The sequence below is a fragment of the Pseudanabaena sp. SR411 genome (assembly GCF_002251945.1).
Taxonomy (GTDB): domain Bacteria; phylum Cyanobacteriota; class Cyanobacteriia; order Pseudanabaenales; family Pseudanabaenaceae; genus Pseudanabaena.
The window spans coordinates 1-24192 of the sequence record NZ_NDHW01000171.1 but is presented as its reverse complement, the minus strand read 5'-3'; the positions used below and the strand labels follow the sequence as shown (position 1 = coordinate 24192).

17 protein-coding genes and 1 pseudogene are annotated in these 24192 nt (G+C 43.9%); 4 read left to right on the top strand and 14 right to left on the bottom strand.

From position 1 onward, the window contains the following. A pseudogene (locus B9G53_RS17805) lies at positions 1-271 on the bottom strand (ISAzo13 family transposase); the annotation flags it as partial. Between the two features lie 183 nt (positions 272-454). Here B9G53_RS17805 and B9G53_RS17800 point away from each other — a divergent pair. Continuing rightward, positions 455-1084 carry a thermonuclease family protein gene (locus tag B9G53_RS17800; RefSeq protein WP_094534691.1) on the top strand — a complete coding sequence of 210 codons (630 nt, stop codon included), beginning with the start codon at positions 455-457 and terminating at the stop codon, positions 1082-1084. A 57-nt stretch (positions 1085-1141) separates the two neighbouring features. Here B9G53_RS17800 and B9G53_RS17795 read toward each other — a convergent pair whose 3' ends face one another. Beyond that, a complete protein-coding gene (locus tag B9G53_RS17795; protein ID WP_094534689.1) occupies positions 1142-5380 on the bottom strand; it encodes a helicase-related protein in 4239 nt (1412 codons plus the stop codon). Between the two features lie 411 nt (positions 5381-5791). Between B9G53_RS17795 and B9G53_RS17790 the strand changes: the two genes are divergently transcribed. Then, on the top strand, positions 5792-6304 hold the full coding sequence (locus B9G53_RS17790; protein ID WP_094534687.1) for a M67 family metallopeptidase: 513 nt from the start codon (positions 5792-5794) through the stop codon (positions 6302-6304). Positions 6305-6450: 146 nt separating this feature from the next. Here the strand turns inward: B9G53_RS17790 and B9G53_RS17785 are convergent, their stop codons facing one another. The 6 genes from B9G53_RS17785 to B9G53_RS17760 all read right to left on the bottom strand — a co-directional run bounded on the left by B9G53_RS17785 (position 6451) and on the right by B9G53_RS17760 (position 11546). Further along, a complete protein-coding gene (locus B9G53_RS17785) occupies positions 6451-7266 on the bottom strand; it encodes a cyclase family protein (RefSeq protein WP_094534686.1) in 816 nt (271 codons plus the stop codon). A 216-nt stretch (positions 7267-7482) separates the two neighbouring features. Continuing rightward, positions 7483-8466, bottom strand: a complete 984-nt coding sequence (locus B9G53_RS17780; RefSeq protein WP_254923708.1) for an SAM-dependent methyltransferase — start codon at positions 8464-8466, stop codon at positions 7483-7485. A gap of 151 nt (positions 8467-8617) precedes the next feature. Continuing rightward, the gene (locus B9G53_RS17775; RefSeq protein ID WP_094534684.1) at positions 8618-9346 is read right to left on the bottom strand and encodes a Bax inhibitor-1 family protein; all 729 of its coding nucleotides are present in this window, start codon (positions 9344-9346) and stop codon (positions 8618-8620) included. A 94-nt stretch (positions 9347-9440) separates the two neighbouring features. After that, positions 9441-10178, bottom strand: a complete 738-nt coding sequence (locus B9G53_RS17770) for a TerC family protein (protein WP_094534682.1) — start codon at positions 10176-10178, stop codon at positions 9441-9443. A 49-nt stretch (positions 10179-10227) separates the two neighbouring features. Next, positions 10228-10572 (bottom strand): rhodanese-like domain-containing protein, encoded by a 345-nt coding sequence (locus tag B9G53_RS17765; protein WP_094534680.1) that lies wholly within the window; start codon positions 10570-10572, stop codon positions 10228-10230. Positions 10573-10871: 299 nt separating this feature from the next. Further along, positions 10872-11546, bottom strand: coding sequence for a hypothetical protein (locus B9G53_RS17760; RefSeq protein ID WP_094534678.1), 675 nt, complete (start codon positions 11544-11546; stop codon positions 10872-10874). Between the two features lie 768 nt (positions 11547-12314). On the opposite strand from B9G53_RS17760, the gene B9G53_RS17755 reads away from it, so the two are divergent. Beyond that, entirely contained in the window at positions 12315-13211 is an 897-nt protein-coding gene (locus tag B9G53_RS17755) for a metallophosphoesterase (RefSeq protein WP_094534676.1), read from the top strand. Between the two features lie 199 nt (positions 13212-13410). Here the strand turns inward: B9G53_RS17755 and B9G53_RS17750 are convergent, their stop codons facing one another. The 4 genes from B9G53_RS17750 to B9G53_RS17735 form a co-directional block, all read right to left on the bottom strand. After that, entirely contained in the window at positions 13411-15777 is a 2367-nt protein-coding gene (locus B9G53_RS17750) for a hypothetical protein (RefSeq protein WP_094534674.1), read from the bottom strand. Between the two features lie 83 nt (positions 15778-15860). After that, entirely contained in the window at positions 15861-16301 is a 441-nt protein-coding gene (locus B9G53_RS17745; RefSeq protein WP_094534672.1) for a hypothetical protein, read from the bottom strand. A 139-nt stretch (positions 16302-16440) separates the two neighbouring features. Beyond that, a complete protein-coding gene (locus B9G53_RS17740; protein ID WP_094534670.1) occupies positions 16441-16857 on the bottom strand; it encodes a Rho termination factor N-terminal domain-containing protein in 417 nt (138 codons plus the stop codon). A 106-nt stretch (positions 16858-16963) separates the two neighbouring features. Next, entirely contained in the window at positions 16964-17416 is a 453-nt protein-coding gene (locus tag B9G53_RS17735; RefSeq protein WP_094534668.1) for a hypothetical protein, read from the bottom strand. A gap of 139 nt (positions 17417-17555) precedes the next feature. Here B9G53_RS17735 and B9G53_RS17730 point away from each other — a divergent pair, with 139 nt between their 5' ends. Next, the gene (locus B9G53_RS17730; protein WP_094534666.1) at positions 17556-19205 is read left to right on the top strand and encodes a protein kinase; all 1650 of its coding nucleotides are present in this window, start codon (positions 17556-17558) and stop codon (positions 19203-19205) included. Between the two features lie 135 nt (positions 19206-19340). On the opposite strand, the gene B9G53_RS28610 is transcribed toward B9G53_RS17730, so the two are convergent. Together B9G53_RS28610 and B9G53_RS17720 are read right to left on the bottom strand one after the other, a co-directional pair. Next, positions 19341-23825, bottom strand: coding sequence for a hypothetical protein (locus tag B9G53_RS28610; RefSeq protein ID WP_254923707.1), 4485 nt, complete (start codon positions 23823-23825; stop codon positions 19341-19343). Positions 23826-23839: 14 nt separating this feature from the next. Next, positions 23840-24055, bottom strand: a complete 216-nt coding sequence (locus B9G53_RS17720) for a hypothetical protein (RefSeq protein WP_094534693.1) — start codon at positions 24053-24055, stop codon at positions 23840-23842. Positions 24056-24192: the final 137 nt, after the last annotated feature.

Here is a 24192-nt window from a genome sequence, read left to right as displayed (position 1 = left end):
CGCTTATATCTTCTGTTAAATTCGGCAACATTATTTCGCTTTTGTGTCTTCCTCTTGCTCCATAATTATCGAGACATCTTAGCCCTGTGCGCCGTTCATGCAGTCCTAGTTGCACGCTCTTCCGACTCCATCCAAAAACTGTTTCGGCTTTACGCGCTGAGCCTGCAAAGTAATCCTCGGCAACCTTTGCCATGAAGTCTCGTTTACGATAGCCTGTTAGTTTTTGCGCTGCATCTTTAACTGTGGCTTTGATTTCATCGCTGAAAATCACTCTCTTAGTCCTATATAAATTGAAAACAAGAATTTTATATCCCTATTTCTATAATCTTTGGTATCTTATTTCTTCGCAAGCCCCTTAGTAATTGTACTAACTGGACTTGCCCTATTTGTAATTGGCATCCTTAACATACTTTTTACCTCCAAAAACTAGTTAGAGCGCTCTTCTAGAAAATTAATGAACATAAAACAAAGTCTCGAATTGATTCTTCCTTCTACAGTTATCATAGGGGTTCTGGGCTTTTTTCTTTGGCAAACTTATGAACGAGAAATAAATGGTCGTGTTGATTATAAAAATGCAATTCCTAGATCGAGTACTACAGAAATTCAAAGAGATTTCCAAAGTTACCAATGTAATGTCAAGCAAGTTGTAGATGAAGATTCTCTCATTGTAAATTGTGATGCCAAAGAATTGAAGTTGAGATTATGCGGGATTGATGCTCCAGAAAAATCACAACATTTGGCTTCAGAAGCATTAAATAAACTGCAAAAGCTTGCTTATTTGAATCAAGGGCAAGTTCTGCTCACTAAAATTGAACTTGATCGCGATGGCAGCACTATTGCTGAAGTTAATGTCTGGTCTGGCAAAATAATCCCAAATTATGGACGTGAATACCTTCTAATCAATGCTGAGCTTGTAAAGGCAGGACTTGCCTATCATTACAAAATATTTTCAAGCACTTGTCACAATAAATATTTAATTAGTATTGCCGAAAAAGAAGCTATCACTAATAAAATCGGGGTCTGGTCAAAGGATAAGGAAGAAAAGCCTTGGGACTTTCGTAAGAGTGCACATTCCAAAAAATGAAGTCTTCAAAAGAGAAAATCTCCACAGTGTAAAGATTTTCTCTTTTGAAATAGCCGTTTAGAACAATGTCAGTTGTTCTCTTTGCTCACTTGTATTCTTTTGTGGAATCAGCAGTTGTTTATCTACCAACGTAAAGTCAGCTAATGATTTGAATGCTGTCGGTTCTGACTGTTTCAAGTCACTCACAGGCAGATCAAGATCGTTCACAAGCTGTGCGATGTGTTCAAGCCAGTTGTTACAATCATCAGATACCCAGTCCTCAAACTGTCTCTGCATCAGTCCCTCAATGATCGTTGTTGATGGTGGTTCTAGGGAAGCTGCACTGGAGTCTCTGCCCCAGAAGATTTCTCTGGATTCATCTAACTCTTCTACCTCTAAACCATTGTCAAATTCACTTTCATCTACAGGAACTTCATGGGTGATCGCATCAAACATCTCCTTCAAGAATCCAAACCGATTTAATTTCTGCTCGTATTCCTGTGCTTGTTCAAAGGGTTGACTGACTCGATTTTGCAGAATTGGCAGTTCTTGTCTATCTCGTTCGAGAGTTTCTTGGGCTGTGGTTAGCTTGGCAGCGATCGCATTTCTCACCACATGCAACAGTGAACTATAGGGCTGCTGACACTCTGCATTAAATTCATAGCCTGAATTGATGCTCATACCAATATACCCGTTGACCTCTGAGCCAAATCTGCTCAGATATACATTCAGTCCTGCAAATTGTCCAATTTGGATTTGGGTCAATCGATAGCTTTCTTTCAACCTTTGCACTTGTTCAGTAATGTGATGATCGATGAGTACGGCTTTATCTAGCATCACTCCGCGATCGCTGATGAATTGTTTCAGATTTGCTTGAGATACTGTGGCTAGGTCGGCTTGAATGCGCTGAATTTGGGCGGGATAATTGGTATTTACCATGTCAGTGAGGTACTGAATCTTGGATTTATCCCTAAATTGCCTGTCATTATAGGCTTGCAACTGCATTCCCAATCCTTGCAATTCGGCTTCGAGGGTGGCTCGTTCCATGATTAGGGGATCACCTGAGGCGATCGCTTTCATTTGGGCGGCATTAAGAACTGTCTCATCAATGTCTTCGATGGTGCGGTGCGTCCGATCACCCGACATCACTTGTGAAATCATCCGTTGCTTGTTCTCAATTGCTTGCCATAGGAACGAATCAAATCCTGCTTGGTTATTCCTACCTTCAGTAACATAGCGAAAGATGAAGACATCACTCCATTCATTGCCCTGTCTCACTGCTCTCCCTTCTCGTTGTTCGAGATCCGATGGTCGCCACGGACAATCGATATGGTGCAAGGCGATGAGTTTGCTTTGCATGTTCACGCCTGTTCCCAGTTTTGATGTCGAGCCAAAGACAATCCTAATTTTGCCTTCGTTGATCGCTTCAAACAGTTTGGCTTTCTTGGTATCGGTGTCGTAATCATGGATAAAGGCAATCTGGTCGGCGGGTATGCCTAGCATCACAAGGGTGTCGCGGATATAGCAGTAACTATTCCACCTATCTTTTTTGGGTGTATTGCGATCGCAAAATATCGCTTGGGTTCCTCTGGCGATCGCGGTGATTGTCCAGATTTGCCAGACATTCCACGCACAGGCGAGCAGTTTGTTATCAATCCATTCGCTTGCTTCGGGCGATACCAATTTAGTATGCATACAAGCTTTGGCTCCATCACCCGTAATTTTGAGCATGTTGTCAATTTCGGGTTTGACTTTACGTTTTGATACTGCTTCAGCGCGATCGCAGAGTTTGTCCATATAGGCAATTTGCTCTGGCGACGGCTTACAGGACATCACATGGTAATGGGGTTTAGGTGTTTTGACTTCGGCAAGAGCTGCGGTCTGGATATCGGTGACTTGACACCACATTGCCATTAGTTCGGGCATGTTCACGAATTCACGTAGGCGTGTTTTCGATTTCAGTTTGCCTGTGGGACTGATTTCTAAGGCGGTACTGGTTTCACAGAATCTCGAACAGAAGCTGTCGAAGTGCGTTAGTCCTTGCTGTTGCAGCAGGTCTAATTGCAGATAGCGCATCCATACATCCATTTCAGCCATAGTGTTGCTCAGGGGTGTGCCTGTGGCAAAGATGACTCTTTTACCGTTGGTGAGCAGGTATCGCACTTTCATGAAGGAGTCATGGGCGCGTTGGCTGTAACCTGTGGGAATGCCCGCCACATTGTGCTGGGTGGTCAAGATTTGCAGGCGTTTGATTTGCTGTACTTCGTCTAGGAAGAGCGCATCAATGCCTAGTTGCTCGAAGTAAATTACGCGGTCTTTGCGATCGCTGTTTTCGATTTCTTGGATGCGTAATGAGATTTTCTTTCGCATCGCTTCCAGACTGCGGAATACTTGTCTTGATTCTTCCTTGTTGGTTGATTCAAAGATGGAGCTAATCGCTGACATTTGCTCTTCCAAAAACATCAGTTCTGTTGCTTCGCTAATCTGCAAGTTGAAGAATTGTTCGTATGTAAGAATAATTGCATCGTAGTTGTGGGTGGCAATTTGACTCAGCAGGACGCGGCGGCGATCTTTGGCAAATTCTTGGGTATTCGGTACAAGAATTTTAGCTTCAGGGTACAGTCGTCGAAATTCTTTGCTGTAGCCTGGCAAGATCGATTTCATGGTTACGTGCATGACTTTGTGCGCCATGCCTTTGCGTTTTAACTCCATGCCTGCGGCAATCATCGTGGCGGTTTTACCGTAACCAACCCGATGGGCGGCGAAAGATGCTCTTTGTCTTTCCACTCGCCGCACGAAGTTGCGCTGGTGGCTTCGCATCTCGAAGTCGGGAGCCATATTGGGGAAGGTTAGATGAGAGCCGTCATACACGGTATCGCGATAGAGGTTGTGGTATTGGTTGTAGTGCAGACATAGCTGTTCGGCGCGATCGCCTTCACTCCAAATCCATGCTTTGAAAGCAGTTTGGATTTTGTCTTGCATTGTCCGTGATGCTGTGGTGGCTTCTACATTCAGGATGGCAGTGATGTTGCCATGTTTGTCTTTGATATATTCATAGACTTTGGGATCTTTTTGGTTGAGCGCACAATCGATTAGTTCGAGGGCAGTGTAGTTGGTGGTTCCCCATTCGGTTTTGTTTTGGGGTGAGTTGGTCAGTTTGCTGTCCCCTTTGATTACCCAAATATTGGCGGGGTCGGGATGAAATTTGACGGTGCTAGTTCCTGCTTTGCTCAGGAGTTGTTCGCTAAATTCTTTGATGACATCTTCGGGCAGCCATGTCGTTCCTAGTCTGACGCGGATGGTATTGCGTAGGATTAGGTTTAGTTCTTCTGGGTTCATGGCATTGACGTTGATGCCCAATTTGATGGCACAGCGTACTTTGATGTCTACGTCTGCCGTTTCGGGCAAACAGGGGACTGGTTGATTGCTGCTAATAATTTGGTGGTATTTGTCGATGTTCAGCCAGTTGGGGACTCCGCTTTCTTGCCATGCGACGATTTTGTTGAGTCTAGCGACGACGTTGCCACTGATGAATTCTTCTCTGGTGATCCATTCGGTATTGCTGGTTTCTTGGATTGTAGCTGGTGGGATTGTACCGTTGTAGAAGATATCGCCTTCTAGTTCGCTGATGACGGTGCTAAAGCTTTTGTCGATGAGGTTGGCGATCCAATCCAAGTCAATATAGCTTTTGGCATCTAGGCATTGGGCTAGGGCATCTTTGGCATTGTTGGCACGATATCTGGGTGTTGCCCTGACGGTTCTTTGATGGAAAATGGGGGCTTTGGCGGGACTTTTGCCTTTGCCGCGATCAATTTCCAATGCTCTCAATCGATAGTAGTTAGGGTCTTCTTGGAAAATGCTGAGGTTCTCTTTGTTGGTGAAATGTCCGAATCTAATTGCGAATTCATCATATTTTTGAATGAGAATCTGACGCAGTTTAGCTAGTTCTTTCTCGTCTTCGTACTGCTGCATTCTCAGCACTAGTTCGAGGATCTTGGCGACAGACATGGCGGCACGAATGCGTTGTTGTTGGTTTGCAACTAGTTCTAATTGGTAGTCGGTGCGTCGATAGATTTGTCCTTCATGTTCACAAAAAGCGTTGGGCAGTACTTTTTGTAACTGTGGTGGAATTTGGATTATTTTGGTTTGAGTTACTGCTGGTTCGTAGAATTTGTTCAACGCTTTACCGATTTTTGTAATCTCGGCTCTCAGGTCAAGGTTGGCTGGGGCAGTTACTCCTAAATGCTCTCCACCATATAGTTTGGCGATGGTCAATTCTCCAAGGATATTGCGGAATTTCAATGGGGATGTAGTCATGGGCTTTTCCTTAAATAAAAAAGCACCTCATTCCTTTTAAGGAATGAGGTGCTTTGCGACTTTTCTGGGTGAATACTCCGTAGATCTGCCGCTAGGCTACTCAAAACAACGAGATCTCAAGCATAGATAAAGGTTTGGCAACAAACTTGCATATTGCTTCAAATCTAAGTGATATTGATATAGATCTAAATGCCTTACTGGTAAATAGAAAAAACAACGAATCCCCATCACATTTTGAAGCGACGCTACCGCAATGGCGATCGCTTTTTTGTTGATTAAAGTTTATATAGCGATCGACCTATTAATAGGGTTTGTAAGTCTAAAATTTTGAAGTAGCCTTAAAGGTAATGTGTTATGACTTCGCGCTTCTAATCGGTTGGAACTGTTGCGATAACTGGTATTTTCTAAAGTATGGCTATTTATCTATCCGCTGAACATCGACTCTCTATGCAAACCCACGCCGAAGCAGCTTATCCAGAAGAATGCTGCGGTTTGCTTTTGGGTCAGATCCAATACTCAGATCCTCCTATCAAGATTGTTAGTGAAGTTCGCGCCATGCGTAATATCTGGGACAAAGAATCGGCTCTTAATTTTCAATTACCTTCAGGTTCTGATCCTAGTTTCCAAGAAGGGCATGATGTCAGTAAGATTGACCGCTACAGCATCGATCCTGAAGAAATGCTCGGCGTTCAACAAAAGGCACGGGAATGCAGTTTGGAGATTATTGGCATTTATCACTCCCACCCAGATGCTAGAGCAGTACCTTCTGCCTTCGACGAGGCGATCGCTTGGCCACTGTACTCCTATGCGATCGTTTCTGTTTTCCAAGGGCAAACAGACGATCTACAAAGCTGGCTGCTTGATGACAAGGGTAGCTTCCAAAGCGAACCGATTCATCTCTTGGAAACTAAGCAGATCCTTTAAGAGTTTCATAGTATTATCCAGATATTAAGTATCCCATTCTATTCCTCAAGGATTGCCAAAAGCATTCAAGTGCAAGAACTTGGAGATATGTAGCATCAATTGAAACACATCGTAAAAGACAGTTGTCCTTGAGCCAACCACTATTGTTATCCTGCTGGCACTAACCCAACAACTCTTGACCATGCGCCGCTGCCGCCCTTTACTTTGATCGGAAAGCACAGGATAGTGCTACCAACAGGTGGCAGTTGGCTCAAGTTTGTTAATTTCTCGATTTGACAGTATTTTCGCTTTATCCCTGCAAAATGAGCCGACCATAAACGTTTTGAGTCTTGAAAAGTTGCCCACTCATTGCCAATAATTGGGTAGGAACGATCCAAACTCCATGCATCAGTGCCAATCACTCGTACACCTCGATCTACAAGATAAAGAACCGCTTCCTCTCCTAATCCACACCCGTAACCAAAAAATTCTTCTTTACCCCATACTGCATCCGCTCCTGTACAAAAAAGCACTATCTCGCCAGGGGTAATGGTGTGGCTTAATTTCTCTAAGCGCTTCTCTATGTCTTCGGGTTCGATCAAATAGCCTGTGGGTAGATCCGATACGTCCAAAACGATAGCTTGCCCAGCGAACCAATCCAATGGAATTTCATCAATTGTCCAAGCAGGCTGTCCCTCCGAGGTTGGGGCGTAATGCCACGGTGCGTCTAAGTGAGTACTAGCATGAGTTGATGCTTCAACAATTTCACCTGCAAAGCCTAGTCCATTAGGAAGAGCGGTTGATGGGATGCCAAACATAAATTCCCACATCTCGGCACAATCTTTATGCGAGATGCGTTGTATGCGGGGAGGAGTGGGCTCGCTTGCTGTTGGTTCAAGTGGACGACTGAGGTCGATTAGTTGAACGTGCTTCCCCAGAAGTGCGACAGTCTTTTGATTAATCAAGGTGCGCTTCTCCTGCACAAGTAATCCTTACTTCACTTTTTATCGTCTCACAGATAACTCTCAAATAGGGGGAAGAGTCATACAATTGTGAGAAAGCAGCTTTAACAGATGTTCTGAATCCGCAATTTCGATGTGCAAGTAGTCATAGATTTGTTCTCAATTAAAAAACGAGTCAATCCTATTAAGAATTGACTCGTTCGGTAGTTTTGGTGTGGTTACTCTCTAGCTCGGTCGCTAGGCTGCCTCTACAAACCATTGGTTAATCGTGATTGGCTCCTGATTGACTGTGTGTTTACCCGATGGAACTGTCTTTACCCAATCAGGATATTTATAATTTGTTCGATTCATTGCCATCTGTTCAGTTTCTGTGAGCTTGCGGAAAATCAAAATGTCAGCAACCACTTCCGTGTTGGCAAATTTCTTAAAAGCGATGTCTGGTAATCTGATTGCGGTCACTAGCTCTAACTTACTTGCTAGATATCTCCGAAAGCTAGTATTGGCAGCATCTAGGGTGAAACAACTGGTAATCAAGCATATCAGTCCATTTTCTCGCACTAAATCTGCACATTTCGCGAGGAAATAGTTATGGATGCTTAGGTTCAGGTGAGCATAGCGCGGATCGTAGAGTTTGTAATTGCCAAAGGGAACATTACCGATCGCTAGGTCAAAACTGTTGTCACTTAGGCTCACTGTCTCAAATCCCTGAGCGTAAATCAGCGCTTCTGGGTATAGCAATCTCGCGATTTGGGCAAAGATCGGGTCTAGTTCTATACCTACCCATTGAGATCGCTCTCTCATCAGCGCGGGTTGGCATCCCATAAACGCTAGGGTGTTGCACGCTGGCTCGATGATCGCTCCACCCGTAAAGCCAATATCGCTGAGAAGATCCCACATGGCGCGGATGACTTCAAAACTCGTTTGGTAGGCAGTTGCGGTTGCGGATTTGGCAGCTTGGATTTCAGTCTGGGTCAATAGTTGGCTCAGTTTTTCATGGCATCGATGCTGCCAAGTGTTACCTTGATGGTTGGCTTTCACCCAGATATCGGTGAGGGTTCCCCATCCCGATACTTTGGCAAGTTCTACCTGTTGTTGTTGTGTTGCTGCTGATATTGATTTACTGAGGGCGATCGCTTCGACGGTTGCTTCTGCTTTTACTCGCAATGGGCTATCAAAATGCTGCTCGATTTCTGGCGTGATCTCAAATATGGGTTGGTACATGGTTGGCTTTTTCCCTAGTTTTTATTCTTGCGAATAAGCGCTAGCTATGAAAAAAGACATGACTAGTTGTCATGTCCCTCCTCAGATATTGGTTCAAAATCCTTTAGTTGCCTTTGCCTTTGTTTTTTAACTCAGGACAGAAACAAGAGCTTTAGTCTCGGCTATTAATGGAAATTAAAAAACGCAGGATAAATACAAATAGATTAATGTAAGTGAGATACATCGAAAGTGCTGCGGGAAGGTACTGCTCATCTCGGTAGCTGCGTGGCAAAATAAAGAAATCAACCACTGCTGCTCCGACAAACAAGAGAACACCGATCGCAGAAATTGAGACTTCTAGAAAGCTGGGGATATAAATCCCCAATACAGATAACAGTAGTTGACCTATCATCACCACACAAAGGGCGATGATTCCCAATTGAATCGTTTTAGTCAACGCCATGCCGTCTTGCTCGGAAAGATTAGACCCAATCGATCTTGCGCCGATAAACGTCACTCCACAGCCCAAAGCTGCAAATCCAACTCCATTGATTCCGACTCCCTCGGTTTGTAAGGCTAGGAACACTAGCCCACTTAAGGTATAGCCCGACAGCAAGCTATAAGTTGCTAGAAGCGGCAATGCTAGTACATTATTGCCTTTCTCGGCAACACTAGAAGCAACAAAAAACAGAATCAATTCCAGCACGATCGCAGCGATAAATGTGGGCATGAAAACTTGAGGATTGTTCTGAAGAACCTGCAAGCCACCAAAGGTTCCGACTGCGGTTAAAACCAATCCACCACCTAACCAAGGTAGAGCATTGGCAATGACATTGGGACCAATTAGGGATTGAGATTTTGCATCTTGAACGGCTTTGTGGAAATTACTTGTATTGCTCATGATTTTCTAATAATGAATAAATGTAAATAGCAGTCAACAGTAGTAAAAGAGTCATGTTCTATCCTTCAGTATTGACAAAAAAGAACTAAAGACATCAAGGGTTTTGCAGAGATTCGAGGACTTTTTGACTGACCTTGCTAGCCTTGGATGAGTTCTGTAACAATTTCGGAATGCGATGTGAGAATCCCCATACAAATAATGAGGTAATCAAGCTGACCATTACCCATTCAGGAGGCACTAGGTCTGGATTGATAACTCGGAGTAGTAAACGCATTCCAACCAAGGCAACTGCAAGATACCCAGCATCTTCTAAGTGCGTGAATTCCTGCAAACAACGAATGAATAAACCCGCAAGAAACCGCAGTGCGATTACTCCGATCGTGCCTCCGAGAATAATCAACCAGAGTTCCTGAGAAATCGCGATCGCCGTGGTTACACTGTCCAAGGAAAAAGCCAAATCGGTTAAGACAATCAAGGGAATAATCTGCCAGAGCGATCGCGCTTGCTTAGGATTACTTACGTCTGGCGGTTCCGTTGTGAAATATCGCCAAGCCAACCACAGGAGGTACAGCGCTCCTGCAAGTTCAAATTGCCAGAATTGCACAACCCATGCTGCACCTATAATCAGCAGTATGCGGAAACCGTAGGCAAGCCCTAAACCAATATTTAAGGCGCGTCGTTCTAGTTTTGGGTGCTGTAATGTTTGAGTTAATGCGGCGAGGGCGATCGCATTGTCTGCGGAAAGGACTAACTCCATCACAACTAGGACTATTAGCAAAAACAGTGTTTCGACTCCTAGATTAAAAGGAGAATTGAAAATTTGATCCAACATTGATTCGATTCCACCTCGTGTTTGGGCAAATGTAATAGAAAATCAGAAGTTAGACGGGTAATTTAGTTAGCCATACAAGATAACCTGCTCTTTGCCATGCAAGCAGTCCACCTTTCAAAACATAAACCTTGCAATAGCCCCTCTGAGTCAGTTGTTGAGCGACAGACAAACTTCGCTGTCCAGTTAGACAGGTAATTAAAATTGGCTTGTTTTTGGGAATGTTCCCAAGTAAAACATCTATATTCAGTCGTTGTGCTTTTGGCATCATCCGAGTCATGAATCTTGGGTTCTGCACATCAACCACAAGCAGATTACTCTGCTTGCTTTTAGCTTCATCTGGGGTCAACAAAATGGGGCTAATTTTCCGTTGATCGTCGATCAATTGAGCTGTCATTGATTTTCTCCTTATAATCGTTCAGTAGCCAGTAGCGCCAAAGAAGTTATGCTCTTTGGGAAATCAAGTAACTTGCTCCACATAGAACTTGATTACTTCTCTAGGACTATTCAATAGTCAATGAGGAATTGCCGAGGGAAAGCTATGGTGGAAAAACTAGCTCAATAACAATGCTGGAGCTAGAAAAGCCGCGTTGAAAACCATCATGGGAATTCATGATTAAAAAGTCCTTTAAGTTTTGTAGGTATTAGGTTAAAAGAGATGACATTAATCGCGATTAAATGTCACTGTTTTTGGGTCTAGTAGTTGAATAAGAGAACCATTGCCGCCATTGCTAAAACGATCGCGCTAATTCCCATCAATTCAGTTTTGATTTTAGAGAGAACATAGGCAGGTTTTAGCCAAAACTCAAGAGGGCGAGCGATCTGAGGCATTACAAACCAAGTAAGAATGATCGTCGTAACAAAAAGATTGACAAGCATTGAGTTGGCAAAAGACCAAGACTGCATAATTCCCAAAGATTCAACCAGTTTCGATTGCAGAAATACGACTGGATATAGCCCTAAGACAACAATCAGTGCTTGCTTCCACGATGAAGGACCTAAGTTAGTTACCTCTACTCCAGATTGATTGGAGAACCAACCTTCTAAACCAGTTGTAAAGGATTTAAATCGGTAGGCTTCAAAAAATTGCTGTCCAGTTTTCATGATCTCTTTGCGATCGCTAGAGTGCAACCAATCATTAAGATGAGTTGGTGAATCGAAGTGCATTACTGAGTAAAACTTGAGCACACCGTTTTTACACTCTAAAGGTGAAGGCATATCAATTTGAATGTATCCCTCTGCCTTTTGAATACTATGAACTAGAGATTGATGCCATTGGCGAAAAGCAATTTGTTTGTCCTTCGAGACTATATGCTCGATAACAGCACTTGAATAAAAAATTTCATCCTGTACCCGATTAGCCGTCAACATGATTTATGATTTCCTTCTTCAAAAGATTAACAACAGCTATATTTGCGATTCAATAGCTTATTTGGGTGAGTAATCTCTACTCACTTGTTTAACGATATAGATGCTTGATTGCAATAGTAGAGTGTGCGGCGCAAACCGTCGCATACTCTACTATTCAGATAAAAATCGAACGCAAACTAATCAACCCAGCAACCAATCCTGTGCCGATCGATGACTGCAAAAACAGAACATAAGCAGTTATCATTCAGACACAGATAGATGTGACGGATGGCAACTACAAAAAATAAAGTTTGCAGTAAAGAGTTAATAGAAGTAGAACAAAAACTTTAGGCTCTGACAAAAAAGACCAGCAAGCATTGTCTCAATTAAGGGACAGAAACTTTTGCTTGACAGTTCTTTCCCAATATTGAGCGGTGAAATGGTTAAGGTTTGAGCTAATAGCCGTGCTTGAGTGAAGACTCAAATATCGGTGAACATCTGCATTCATGTCTACACAGTTTATAGTGCTTTATTTTTTACGTAAACGTTCCTAATTATATCACAAGAATCTATTGAAAAACGATTATTTAATAATTGCTCGGCAGTTTAAAGCTAATTATGTCCTAGGAGGTACGGGCAAATACCACACAGATACTCAAATTAGAATTGCTGGTTTTGAGAAAACTAGGCGATCGCTATAACGAATCAGGACGACCCTGTTTATTATGGGGTGGTTTAGCCTAATATCTTATTCAGGATATTAGGCAGAATATTGCCCAAGAACAAGTCATGATGGAAATGAGAGATATCGCGATAATATCTGCTGATACACCCCGTACTCCAGGATGGTTGCGGTTGGTTATCGTTTCTGACACACATAATGTCGATCTGCCTATTTCTCTTTTCCCTGAGGGGGATTTGTTGATTCATGCAGGAGACCATACGAAGAATGGACTTTTTTCTGAGCTTACTGATGCGGCAACATGGCTACGTTCGCTGGCGACTCGTTTCACCTATGGCGTTGTGTCGATCGCGGGAAATCATGACAAGCCACTAGACGTAGAGACATGGCTCCAAGCTGCCTCCCTTTCGCACCCAGAAGAAATATGGAGCAGTGAATTGATGACTACTGCACTGGGCTTGTTCAAGGACAACGACATTGACACTCTCTATGCGCCCATGCGACTGCTTCAGCATTCTGCTGAAGTGATAGCAGGATTGAAGTTCTTCGGTTCACCATACATAGGTTTGACACCTCGCCGACAGGCGATGACCCAAGATAATCCTCTGCGCTACGAGGGTTTTGCTCGCGACCCTCAGCGTTTAATAGAACTTTACGCGGATATACCCTCTGGACTGGATGTGTTGATCACGCATAGCCCACCTCTGGGAATTCTCGACTCCAGTGTGCAATATGGTGGAGTTCTGCGGGAAAAGCCGATTGCAATTGGCAATGTGGCTCTACTGGAGCGTCTGCGAGAAATGCTCCCAGATGAGCGCCCGCGACTACATATTTTTGGTCACGAGCATGACTCTAGAGGGGTATTCTGGGATGAGGAATTGGGGATTCTATTTGTCAACGCAGCTGCTGTAAATGGCGATCAAAGTGTCATTAGGCAGGGAGAGAATTATGTCATAAAGGAAGGTTTCCGTCCTTGGGTCATCGACATTAGGGTTACTCTCTAGTCCTAGTTATCAGTAATTGGATGGGTATCAACAGTTGTCTATGGATTGCTTTAAAATAGAAGCTCTATGTATGGGAGTGGCTCTAACTTGCTGACAAAGGAACAAGCCTATCAACTTGCAGAACAGTAGATAAGAAAGAAAGACATATCTACCATGATTATTGCTAAAGGATGGAGCGAGCACTCCATCCTTTAGTTGGCTATGCCGCAACTAGTTCGCACACTATGGTCTTTTGCTGTGTTTTCAGCGAAGCTGTGTATTCGCCCACCAATACTTTGGCGGAGTCTTTGGCGACTAGTCCTAGCAGGTATGGCTTTTTCCTACTTTTACGGATGACTTCAATCTGATATCTGCCATCTTCTTTCCGTTGAGATACAAGAATGGGAATACAGGCATGTTCTCCATTTCCTGTCCATTTGGTTGATGCGAGTTCTCCATACTGTGCACCTACTACTTGCAAGCGCATCAGTTGGTTGTCATGAAGGCGATCGCAAATTTCGGGCAGAAACATATTGAAGACAACGCTTGCCGTGCCATGATCGCCATTGTGACTGGCTTGCCACATGGCGGCGGCACAGGTTTGCGCTGTCTGCTCGCTTTTGTTGCGGAGTTTCTCGCCTAGTCCTTTTGCCCACTGCACTGCTGCTCTCAAGATTTTCTTGCGGGATTCCCGATCGCTTGATAGTTTCATTGCCTCCCTAATCTTGCTGGTATATTCATCACGACGGGCGATCGCTCTTTTGTAGAGGGTTTCACTCGGCTTGACAAATAGTTCGCGGAATTCGAGCAGGGTACGCTCATGTAAATCTACGGGCTGCCAGATTTCGTTCACGGATTGAATTAGTAAGGAAATTGCATCGTTATATTCTCCACTTGCTTCCATTCGTCTAGCTGGTCTTTTACATTTCTGTTTAGCATCGTAGTAGCTGCCATAGACTCCTTGCTGCTTGCGATCGATTAGCCAATCTAGTTTCGGTAAGCTTTTGCCGACTTCATCCAGAAAGGTTTGGTCATGGCTAAGGTCGGATTTGAGCCGATCTACGGCAACTTGGACTTCTTGGGCTAAGCCTGCAATGTATTGATGATGTCCTGTTGCCCAAGCGGTGGCTAGGTAATAGGTAATCAGTCCAATTTGGTTTTCAGTAGATCTAAGGGCGACTTCTGCTAATGTGCCTTGCACTGGTACTTTGTCGGGTTTGTAAGTGGTGGGCTTGATGTGGTGCTGACGAATTTCTTTGGCGATTTCTGGTAGTTTCTTAACTGATTTCACGCAGAAAGTATCACCATCAAAGTCCATGCCGCAATAGTCACGGGCAATGTCTGGGTTGACATACATCGTTCCCTGTTGGTTGAGTCCTTTGATATGTTTGTTTGTCCAGATCTGCAAGTCATTGCGATCGCGGATCGGATAGCGGAAGCCTACATATTCGCCTTCGGGCATTTCAGGAATGTTCATTTCCAGTTCTCCTAGTTCGGGGCAGGGTTGGGCCATGAAGCTGGAGAAGTTGATACCGCCACTAGTAGCTAGAGTTAACCACCTTCTTCTTACTAAGTCCTCAATCTTTCGCACCACATAGGGATGTTCTAGCAGTTGCCCATAGATGTCATGTTTGAGGATTTCCGCTAGGATTTTGCCATCGGCTTCTTCCTCATTGGTTTCGGCTTCAGGATCATCGGTTTTGACCCACTGTTCTGTTTGTACTAATTGGCAAAGTTGTTTGATGTCTGATTGGGCTGCCACTAGGGTTTCCGCTTTCTGTTGGGTGGTGGGTAAGACATCTTGGGCGATCGCCTGTTGGCTAAACCATTGCCAAACGGTGTAGGAAGTTTTGACTCTGCGCTTTTGAGCAAAGTTAACGATTCCTAGTTTCAGGTTAGCTAGTTTGTGGATGCCCAGTTCAGGTTTGTGTCCTTTGAAGCAAGATAGGGGCAGAATTAAGTCAATGCCTTTTGGACAATTTAGGCTGAGCTGCAATGTTCCTTTAGCGATCCATTGATTGGCGATTCCTGCCCGAAATTGGAATGGGGTATTGGCTGGGATCACAAAGTCTTCGCTTTGGCGCAGTTGGTTCAGAAATTCATGACCGATCTTCCCGTGACAGTCATCGGTATGATGTTCTTTGTCTTGGACAATCAGGATAGTCACTCCTTCGATACCATAGATTTTCAGGCATTCGGTCATGAGGATGGAGCCGTAGTTGATTTGTCCCATCGCTGTAGGGAAATATGTGGCAAAGGGGTTGAGTCCTTGACTGAAGAAGAAGTCTCCATGTTTTCTAGCTCCCGATGCTCCTGCTAGTTGGTATTTGCCTAGCCCTTTAGTTAAGGCAGCGATCGCTTGTTTCTTTAGGGGGGCTATGCTTTTGGCGGCGGTGCTGCGCTTGCTGGCGGATTTGCTGGTTTTGGTAATGGTTTCGGCTTTGGCGATCTTTTGTAAGTAGCTAGAAATGTTGCCGATGCTGAGGTTGATGTCTGGATGCAGGGCTTCGAGCAGGGTGTCCCGAAATTGGATCTCGTTATCGACAATCTCTCCTGTGGCGAGGTTGGTCTTGGCGATCGTTAGCATTTATTTTTGTTCTCAAAGTAATTTAGCGACTAGATCCAACGATTTGGATCTAGTCGCTTTTGATTTTCGTTTCTAGATGGGGACTAGGCTGCTTTCTTGTTCAGGTCTTGGCGATAAACGACAAATCCATTCTTTTGCAGTTCGTCAATGGTGGTGGGCTTTGAAGGTAGAAAGTTGATCTTTCCTTCTTTGGTTACCAGAATCTTGCAGCCATAATGGTTTTGCAAACGTTGAATCACCTTCTCAATCGGCAGGTTGATGTTCGCCAAAGCCCATCCCTTCTTCGCTTGGTATAGCCACATCTTGTCTGTGCTAACTTGTGGTTTACGGGCTTTGGGTTTGCGGCTGGTTTTAACCACTGCATTGCTGGCTGCTACTGTCTTCTCCAGTTCCTTGACGGGGATTTGTTCGTTGATATGGACGATCAAGGCTCTGGTGGTTACGTGCAGTTCTGCTTGACTCAGCTTATCAATGATTTTATCGGCTAGTTCTTCAGGGGTATCGAATCTTAGTTGACGAGCCATGTTTTTAGTCTCCTGATTTTAATTTGTGGTTGACAATCGCTCACGGACTTTACGCGCTAGCGTTCTTCTTGTTTCTCTTGCTTGTCAATGTAGATTTCTTTTTGATAGATATCTACATTGACAAGATTGCTATTTGAAACTAGGCGGTTAGGTGGAAGAGCAATTCTTTCTTCTTCAGTTTTCGCCAGTTAGGGATTCTGCGTTCTTTGGCTAGGGGTCTTAGTTCTTGAACGGTCATTTTCGTGAGTGGCTTGGTAGCGACTTCGGCAATGATTTCAGTCTTTACTTCCTTTACCATAGCTTTCAGTTTTGGTGCTGCTTTTGCTGAGGGTAAAGCTTCCATTGCATCTGGTAGCTCTGGTTTTGTGGCTGTGAGATGCTTGACTGTGGCTTCAGGTGTTTGCCCTTGAGAAGTTAGAAGGGATTGATCGGTAGGTTCAGTCCCTAGAAATGATAGTAGGGCATAGATTAGTGCGGTCAATAATCCCAGTAATGCAATCAGACTCACAGTCACAAGGGCTTCGACTGCAATCTTGAAAATTGATGGTGGCTTCATAGTTTTTCCTAATAATTTGTTGATTTTCTTCAATACTTGTGTGGGACTTGGTAAGTCAGATCTCTGTCAATTCACTCGAATTTAAGCGAGATCGCTAGACTGATTTTTAGTTCAATTCTCTTGTTGTATTTTTTTTAGAGAAGATTTGCGGATAGTCTTCGGTCAGGGTTTCCAGATGTCTTGTCGCAACTTCGCGGCAATGTTGCGGGTCTGTGGTGTATTCGTTCATTGCGGCTTTGACGAAGTACTCGGCATAGGTCAGCATTTCCAAGATGCTCGGATCTACTTTGGAGATTTGGTCTGGATGTTGAGCGAGGTATTCTCCTAGTTCCTGCACGCTTGCTTGTACTGCGTCAAGAAGCAGGTCTTTGATTTGGATTGTCCGCTTTGTGCCATCTCTAAAGGTCAATATTTTTGTGCCGTCTGTTAAATCGGTGATTCTTGCATTCATCGATTTAGCTAGGTCAATTAGCTGTTTGGTCGTCTTCAGACAGCGCGATTTCGATCTGAATACCTGCGCCTGTGTCTTGCCTGTCATCGCGCCTATTGCAATTTTCATGGTAGTTTTTCCTACTATGTCTCTGGTCGCGGACTTCAAGCGTAAGCGCTCTTCTGGTTTCTGCTATACAACTACCAATGGCAATTGACGCTTCAGACTAATTAATCAATAATTGCGTAGTGGTTGGCTTAATGAAAATATGGTTGCTTATCCAGACTTTGAAATATTGCAGAATTTAGATAGAGATACTTATGTTGTCGATGTCTCTAATTCTATCTATTCTGCTGAAGGTCGAACTCGTGCAGTTCTCAAGTATTTTTATTTTAATGAAAGCTCTGATTGGTATGGCATAGATGCGGTTGTTCTGGAGGTTGAGCGGTTCCAACGGTTACGTCACTCTGGCATCATCTCTTATCTTGATGCTTTTCCAATTGAGGATGGTTTTGGTATTTTGCGCGATTATGTTGCAGGTAGTCCGTTATCACCTGAACTAAATTTATCTGAAGATACAATTTATGACGTGACGTTGAAGTTACTGGATATTTTTAAATACTTACAGGAATTGGAAGATCCAGTATTTCACGCTAATGTGAAACCAAATAATGTGTTTATTGATGCTGATTATAATGTTTACCTTACTGATTTTGCATTCAATTATAGAAGTCTTTCTAAAAAGGAGCTTATAGCTCAAAAATATAGCTTCGTCTCTCCTGAATATTGGCAGGGTAAGTCTTTGCTTCCTTCTTCAGATCTATACAGTGTGGGATTGTTGTTGATTTGCTGGTTTTGCAAGATTTCTGTTACTGATATCCCTAGTCTTTACGATGGCGATCGCTTGACGTTTGAGTTCTCTAATCCTCAAGTCAATGATTGGCTTCATCAATTGGTTAAGCCTAATCCTCGCTATCGCTTTAGTTCGGCAAGTGATGCCCTGCAAGCTCTGCTCAATATCTCCTATTTCAAGGTTGAATCCTTGCCGAATGTGTTTATGCGTTTAGGTAAGCGCACTTATCAATTAAGTTTCGAGTCTCCTCTACCTTGTTCTCTGGCTTCTCGCTCCTATGGGGATACTGTCACAGAGTCTTTTGTGGTTAGCAATTCTCGTCACAATCTTCAGTTGATGGGTGAATGGGTAGTCTCTCCTGCGGAACAGTCTTGGATATCGATTGATCCTTCTCGTTTTCAAGACAATGAGACTCGGTTTTGCTTACAGGTTGATACTCAAAATTTGCATGAGAATTCTACTTATCGTCGTCATATCCAATTATTGACTAATGGGGAACCTGCTTCTATTAATCTGGAGATTAAGGTTGATACAGCGAAGTTCTTTACTAAGCCGAAAAAATGGCTTTCGGTTGGCAGTATTGGGCTGATATTTCTTGCTGCTTTTTGGTTATCTGTGGTCGAACATAATGTTCTATTAACTTTTGTTTTAGGTCTTCCCTTCATTCCTTTGCTTTACTTTGAGTTTTTTACTTTTACAACGGCTATTGCTAGTGCTGGTACTTGGGTATTGGGCTTACTGTTTAGTTCTTTAGGTATTGGTCAGCAAGTCGGTTTTCCGCTTTCTGCTATTTCTAGTTTCGTCTTGTTAATGGCTGTTTCTGTTTATCTGCTCAGAGAGGCTGTTGCTGTAAATATCCCTTTACGTTTTCCTGTTCTTGCTGCAATTTTTGCTGTTTTGTCAGGTTTCGGTCTAGGCTTGATTTTTCGTAGTTTTTGGGGTGGCTGGTTTATTTTTCTACTTTGCTTGTTTGCTGTATTTGGTCTTATTCTTTTTCCTGACTGGCAACGTTTTCAAAGGTATCAAGAGTATCGCCGCAGGCTTCCTTTTTTAGTTTCACCCTAGCTAAAGTTTGCTACTCCCTTCCCACCAAAGCAATAGATATCAAAACCAAGAATTAGACATTGCGTTGCTTCGCGCCGCAATGTCTAATTCTTGACTGGGAAAAGAGTAGGAGTTAATCTTATGACAATCACTTCTTTATCTTTGTTCTTGGTTTCCCTTTTGATTTTCAGAGATTAACTGTAGGGCGCGATCGCAGTTTTTTGCATCTTTCACGGTTACTTGACTATGGGTAACCTCTAATCCTTGCTGTACCAACAATGGTGAATATTGAAATTTACCTTGATTCACGACTTTAGTATCCAATGTCAATGTATCGGTGTCCTGTTCCCATGTGGCTCGATATTTGCCTTCGTTGCCCTTGCGCTCGAAGACGAGGTTGCCATCCTGTGATTCTACATAGTCGCTTTTGATTGCCAATATTTCCCGCCACTGCGAAGCAACGTGCTGGCTCAATGAGTGATGATCCTTGTGCATTGCTTGCTGTGCTTTTTCAGTGATGCTTTCACCTGCTATCAGCTCTTGAATGCGGTCTATATATTTCTCGCTCTTGCCCAAATACTCGGCAGTTCGACTCCATTCCATTAGTTGCTGAATTTCGGCTATTTCATTACTATCTAATTTGATAGATTGTTGTTGTGTCGGGAATAGCACAATCTTCCCATTCACATAATCTCCCAGTGGCTGAAAGTGCAGTCCCCATGTGTTGCTATGTCCCTGAAATGTGGTCAGTTCCTTGGCGCTATGCTTTTCCATCTGCGACCATTGCTGTTGATAGGCTGCATCATTCAGCATTTCTGGGGTGATTTTGTACTGTTTGCCTACTTTAAAGGCAACTTTCTGCTCTCCTGCGATCGCGATCGCTATGTCCCCTTCCTTAAATCCATAGGCGACATAGGGTTCATATCGCCGCGTCGTATGGCATCTACCATGTCCGCGCATGGCTTCGATACAGCTATCAACTGGTAAGGGATTAACTTCTCCATGCATCTTAAGGGGATAAACCATCTTGACAGGTTTTCCTGCGATTTTTACTGGCTGTTCTGAATCAAAATGACTACGCACTGATTCCCTCAGTTGTGAATCTATCTTTTCGAGGGGATTTGCATGAGTGCCGCTTTTCTGCATCTCCATGAGGCTTTCAGATTGAGTATTAGTTTCAGTCTGGACTGTAGTAGTGGGTGTAGTAAGTGCTTCTCGATCTCGCTCTGGATCGTACTTTACCCCCATAGCGGCGAGATTCTTCCAAGACATTTCAATTAAACTTGCTTTGATTGCCTGCCCTTCGTAGAGATAGGTAATTCCGTTAATTCTGCCTCCTGTCTGCACTTGTGCTTTTAGTCCCACGTTCTCCTCAGTAAGTTTTGCCACAAATTCGGTCATTGTCGGTTGGTTGGCAGCAGCTTTGGCGATCGCTTCTTTTAATTGCGGCACAATTGCGTCAAGATTGACTGCTTCTTTGACTCGTTCTGGTGATAATCCATGCCATATTTCAGGTAGTTTGAGCGTACTTTTGTCGATCGCTAAGTCTGCATCTTTCTTGCTGGCGGAAATATGGATATTTGCGATGAACTGACTACCAATGGGCATATAGGCTGCGTCATTGTGGACAACGCCCATATTTTTCCATTGGTCGCCTGTCTGGACTTGAATTACTCTCTTGTCATAGATAGGACTTTGAGGATTGGCTTCGATTGTCATTCGGCAAGTCAGGGATTCTTGGAGTTGCCATTGTTTATCTCTGAACTCGTTGGTTTCATACTGCAAGCCAATTACTTTGATTGTTTCTACCTGTAATTCTTGGAGTCGGTTGGCTACGATTTCCGTAAACATCTTGCCTGCGATTGCGCGGTTGTTGTTATGCCAGAGAGCTGCGGTGCGGCGCTCGCGTTCGGCTTCTGGAATTGCATCGCGTTGGGTTTCTAGATATTTCTCGGCGGCGGCAAATTTGTCATCAACGTCATTTTTGGAAATTCCTAGTTTAAATTCTAGTTTTAGGTTGCCGAAGATTTTGTCCTTTTCAATGGCTTTTTCATAGGCAGCAACAGTAGCTGGGGAGATTAAGCCTACATCAATTTTGCTTTGGTCAATTAGAGCGACGGCTTTGTAGGGATACTGTTTTTCGGTCTTCCAGTCCTTATTCTTTGCTATCTGGATATCGACGGTTTCTCCTTTCCTTGCCATCTCCCAGATTGGGGACTCGCCATCGGGGTCGGTGCTAATCACACTGACGATTTCGATTTTGTTGCCTTTGCTAGAAGTAGCAGTAAGGGCTATGCCTTCTTCATGTTCTAGACGACTACGACTGGCGGCAGCTTCAGAGATGAGCTTGTTGTATTGCGTAGCGATTCCCTTTGCCCATTCGCTATCTGCGGCGGTGTGGCTATCTTTGGGGAAGATATGGTCAAAGCGGTTGTAATTGCGATCGCCAATCAGACTATGTTCTTTGTAAATCTGATTGGCTTGTTCCACCATCCAGCCTACGGGATCTTGGGTATTGGTTTTGATGCCTTCAGTACCAATATAGGCATAGCTATTGTCTTTGTCTTTAATCCACTCGACTTGTTTGTATTTGGCGACTTTCTGACAGAATTGGAATTCATCTTCATTGACTTTTCTGGCACTTTTGGGCGTATCGACTGCACGCTGTAAGTTCACGGCTGCGAGGCTTTCTAGGTTCCACAGCAATCTTTCGGTTCTGGCTAAGCCTTGGGTTACAGCGGTTGCTTGTTCTAGTTCGGATAGGTTGGAGATGGTACTGGCAATTTGACTGATTTCAACAATCTGATTGTGCCACGATTCATTGAGAATGCGAAAGGGTTTCTTAGGCTCTTGGTCTTCGGCAAGAAGCTTTTGGAAGTGTTTGCCAATGTCTTGCAAGTATTCGGTTCTTTCGTCTTCTGGGATATATTGCGTTTCCCATCGCAAGGCTTCTAGCCTCATGCCCAGATTTGCAACTCTTCCTGTGGGGTTGTCGGCGGCATTTACGGCTGCACTAGCTAGGGTGGCAAATCCATTGGCAGCATCGCGGGGAATCTTCTTTTCCTTTTCGACTTGAATTGGTTTGTTCTCTGGCAGATTCTTGTCAATAATCTCTTGGATTAGGGTTGGATACTGCTCGATAGTTTTCTGCGAACTGGCTTGTTGTTCGGGTGTCAATTGACTAGGAATTATCCCTACGCGATCGCCGTCAAAGTCGATCACCAGTCGTTTCACATCGTTGGGATTGAGGTAACAGACTCCTCTCTGCCTATAGGCTTCGGGATCTAATTCACGCAGAACCGTGAGGTTGTTCGTAAATACATCAAAGTTGGCAGCATTAGCTACAGGACTGCGATAGATGGCAACTTCGGCTCCATCGGGTAGCCCTGTAAAACTAACTTCGCCTTCTTGGAGTTGATTGTGGGGTTGAGCAATACCACTGGGGACGTAAACGCCTCCTGTGGCTACTTCTTGCCATTCGCTTTGCAGGAATTCTCGCAGGCGTTTGGCAATGTCTTCCATTTCTAAGATCTGACAATGACCACCTTCAATGAGGTCAGTTTTGAGGAGGTCATACAGCCAATCTTGGTATTCTTCGTTAGGTGAGGCTACTTGCTCTCGTTCAATATTATTGGCTGTTGTGTTTTCTTGTTGGCTTAATCCTAGTTCCAGTGCTAGTTCTGGCTCTATAATTTGTGTAATGTTATCGCGATCTGCGACTTCCTCTTGTCTTTGTTGTTGTCGCTTTTCATGGCGCTCGATATACAGTTGTGCTATTTTGCGCGGATCGGATTGGGCTTCAGCGAGGCGTTCAGCCTTGATTTTGAGCTTGGGCAGTACGTCCGCTTGGACTCCTTCTGGGAAGAAGACGAGAGCTTGAGTACCTAGTTTCTGCTCGGTGAATTTAGCATCTTCTTTCCTTGACCAGAATAGGCTAATCTCATGGATTCCTGTGGTGGTGGTTTTGTTGTCGCCTTTGATGCTCGATTTGGCAATAATTCCATCGACTTCTAGGGCTTGGCAGAGTAAGCTAGCTCGACATGTGCCTTTGATTACGCCCTGCCATTCAGGTACGGCAGCTCGATATTGAAATGGGCGATTTGGTTCAGCTTGCAGTTGATTGGCGAAGTCGGGAGAGACAAGGCTATAGCAGTCGCCGAGTTTACTAGCGATTAAGCCCATCGCTTTGTTGCTGATGGTAATACCATTGCTTAGGGTAATAGGTTGATTTCCCCAGTCAGCTTGGTAGATTCCTGTATCTAGATCTTTATTCAGGGTTTCATCATCGATGATCAGGATTCTGGCTTGCTCTTTAAATATTGATGTCTTGGCTTCGGAGACGGGCAAACTGCCATAGGCGACGGCATCGCTGTGATTGGTGAAGATTTCTGTGCTTACTTTCTCAGCAATCTCGCGATCGCTAAAGTAAGCTGTTCTTCCATTGGCAAGAATTAGATACAGTCCTTGCTCTTGCAGTCGCTCGATGTCTCTTTCGGTGATGCCATCGTACATCTTGCCGACAGCGAGTTTACTCGGTTCGATGTCTTTGCCAATCTTCAGTTCGAGGTAGCTATGCTCAACGGTTTTCAGCGGCAAGGGTAACTCTTGCCCTGTCTTCAGGTCGATCTGTCTAAATTCCATGTCATGATTCCTCGCTAGAATTCAAAGTCAATTTCTGTTTCTTTCTTCGGTTTGATTGCTTGTGTTTTCGGTTTCGCTTTAACCTTTTTGGGCTTTGGTTCATCATCTTCGTCATAAAGTGAATACTGTGATTCATAGCGTGCTATGTCATCAAAGCTGGCTAGTCCTTCGCTCAGTAGTTCATCGTAGGTGTAGCCTGCGTCAATCTTGGACTGGATATTATTTCTCATTAGTTCCTCTTTACTCCCTTCCCGCTGTAAGGCATGGTAAAATATGAAATAAAAAGACAGTAAAAAAATGAACCAAAACGAAGCGCTTCTGAACAAGCCGTTAGATCTCAAAGATTGGCAGAAGCAGTTCAATCGAC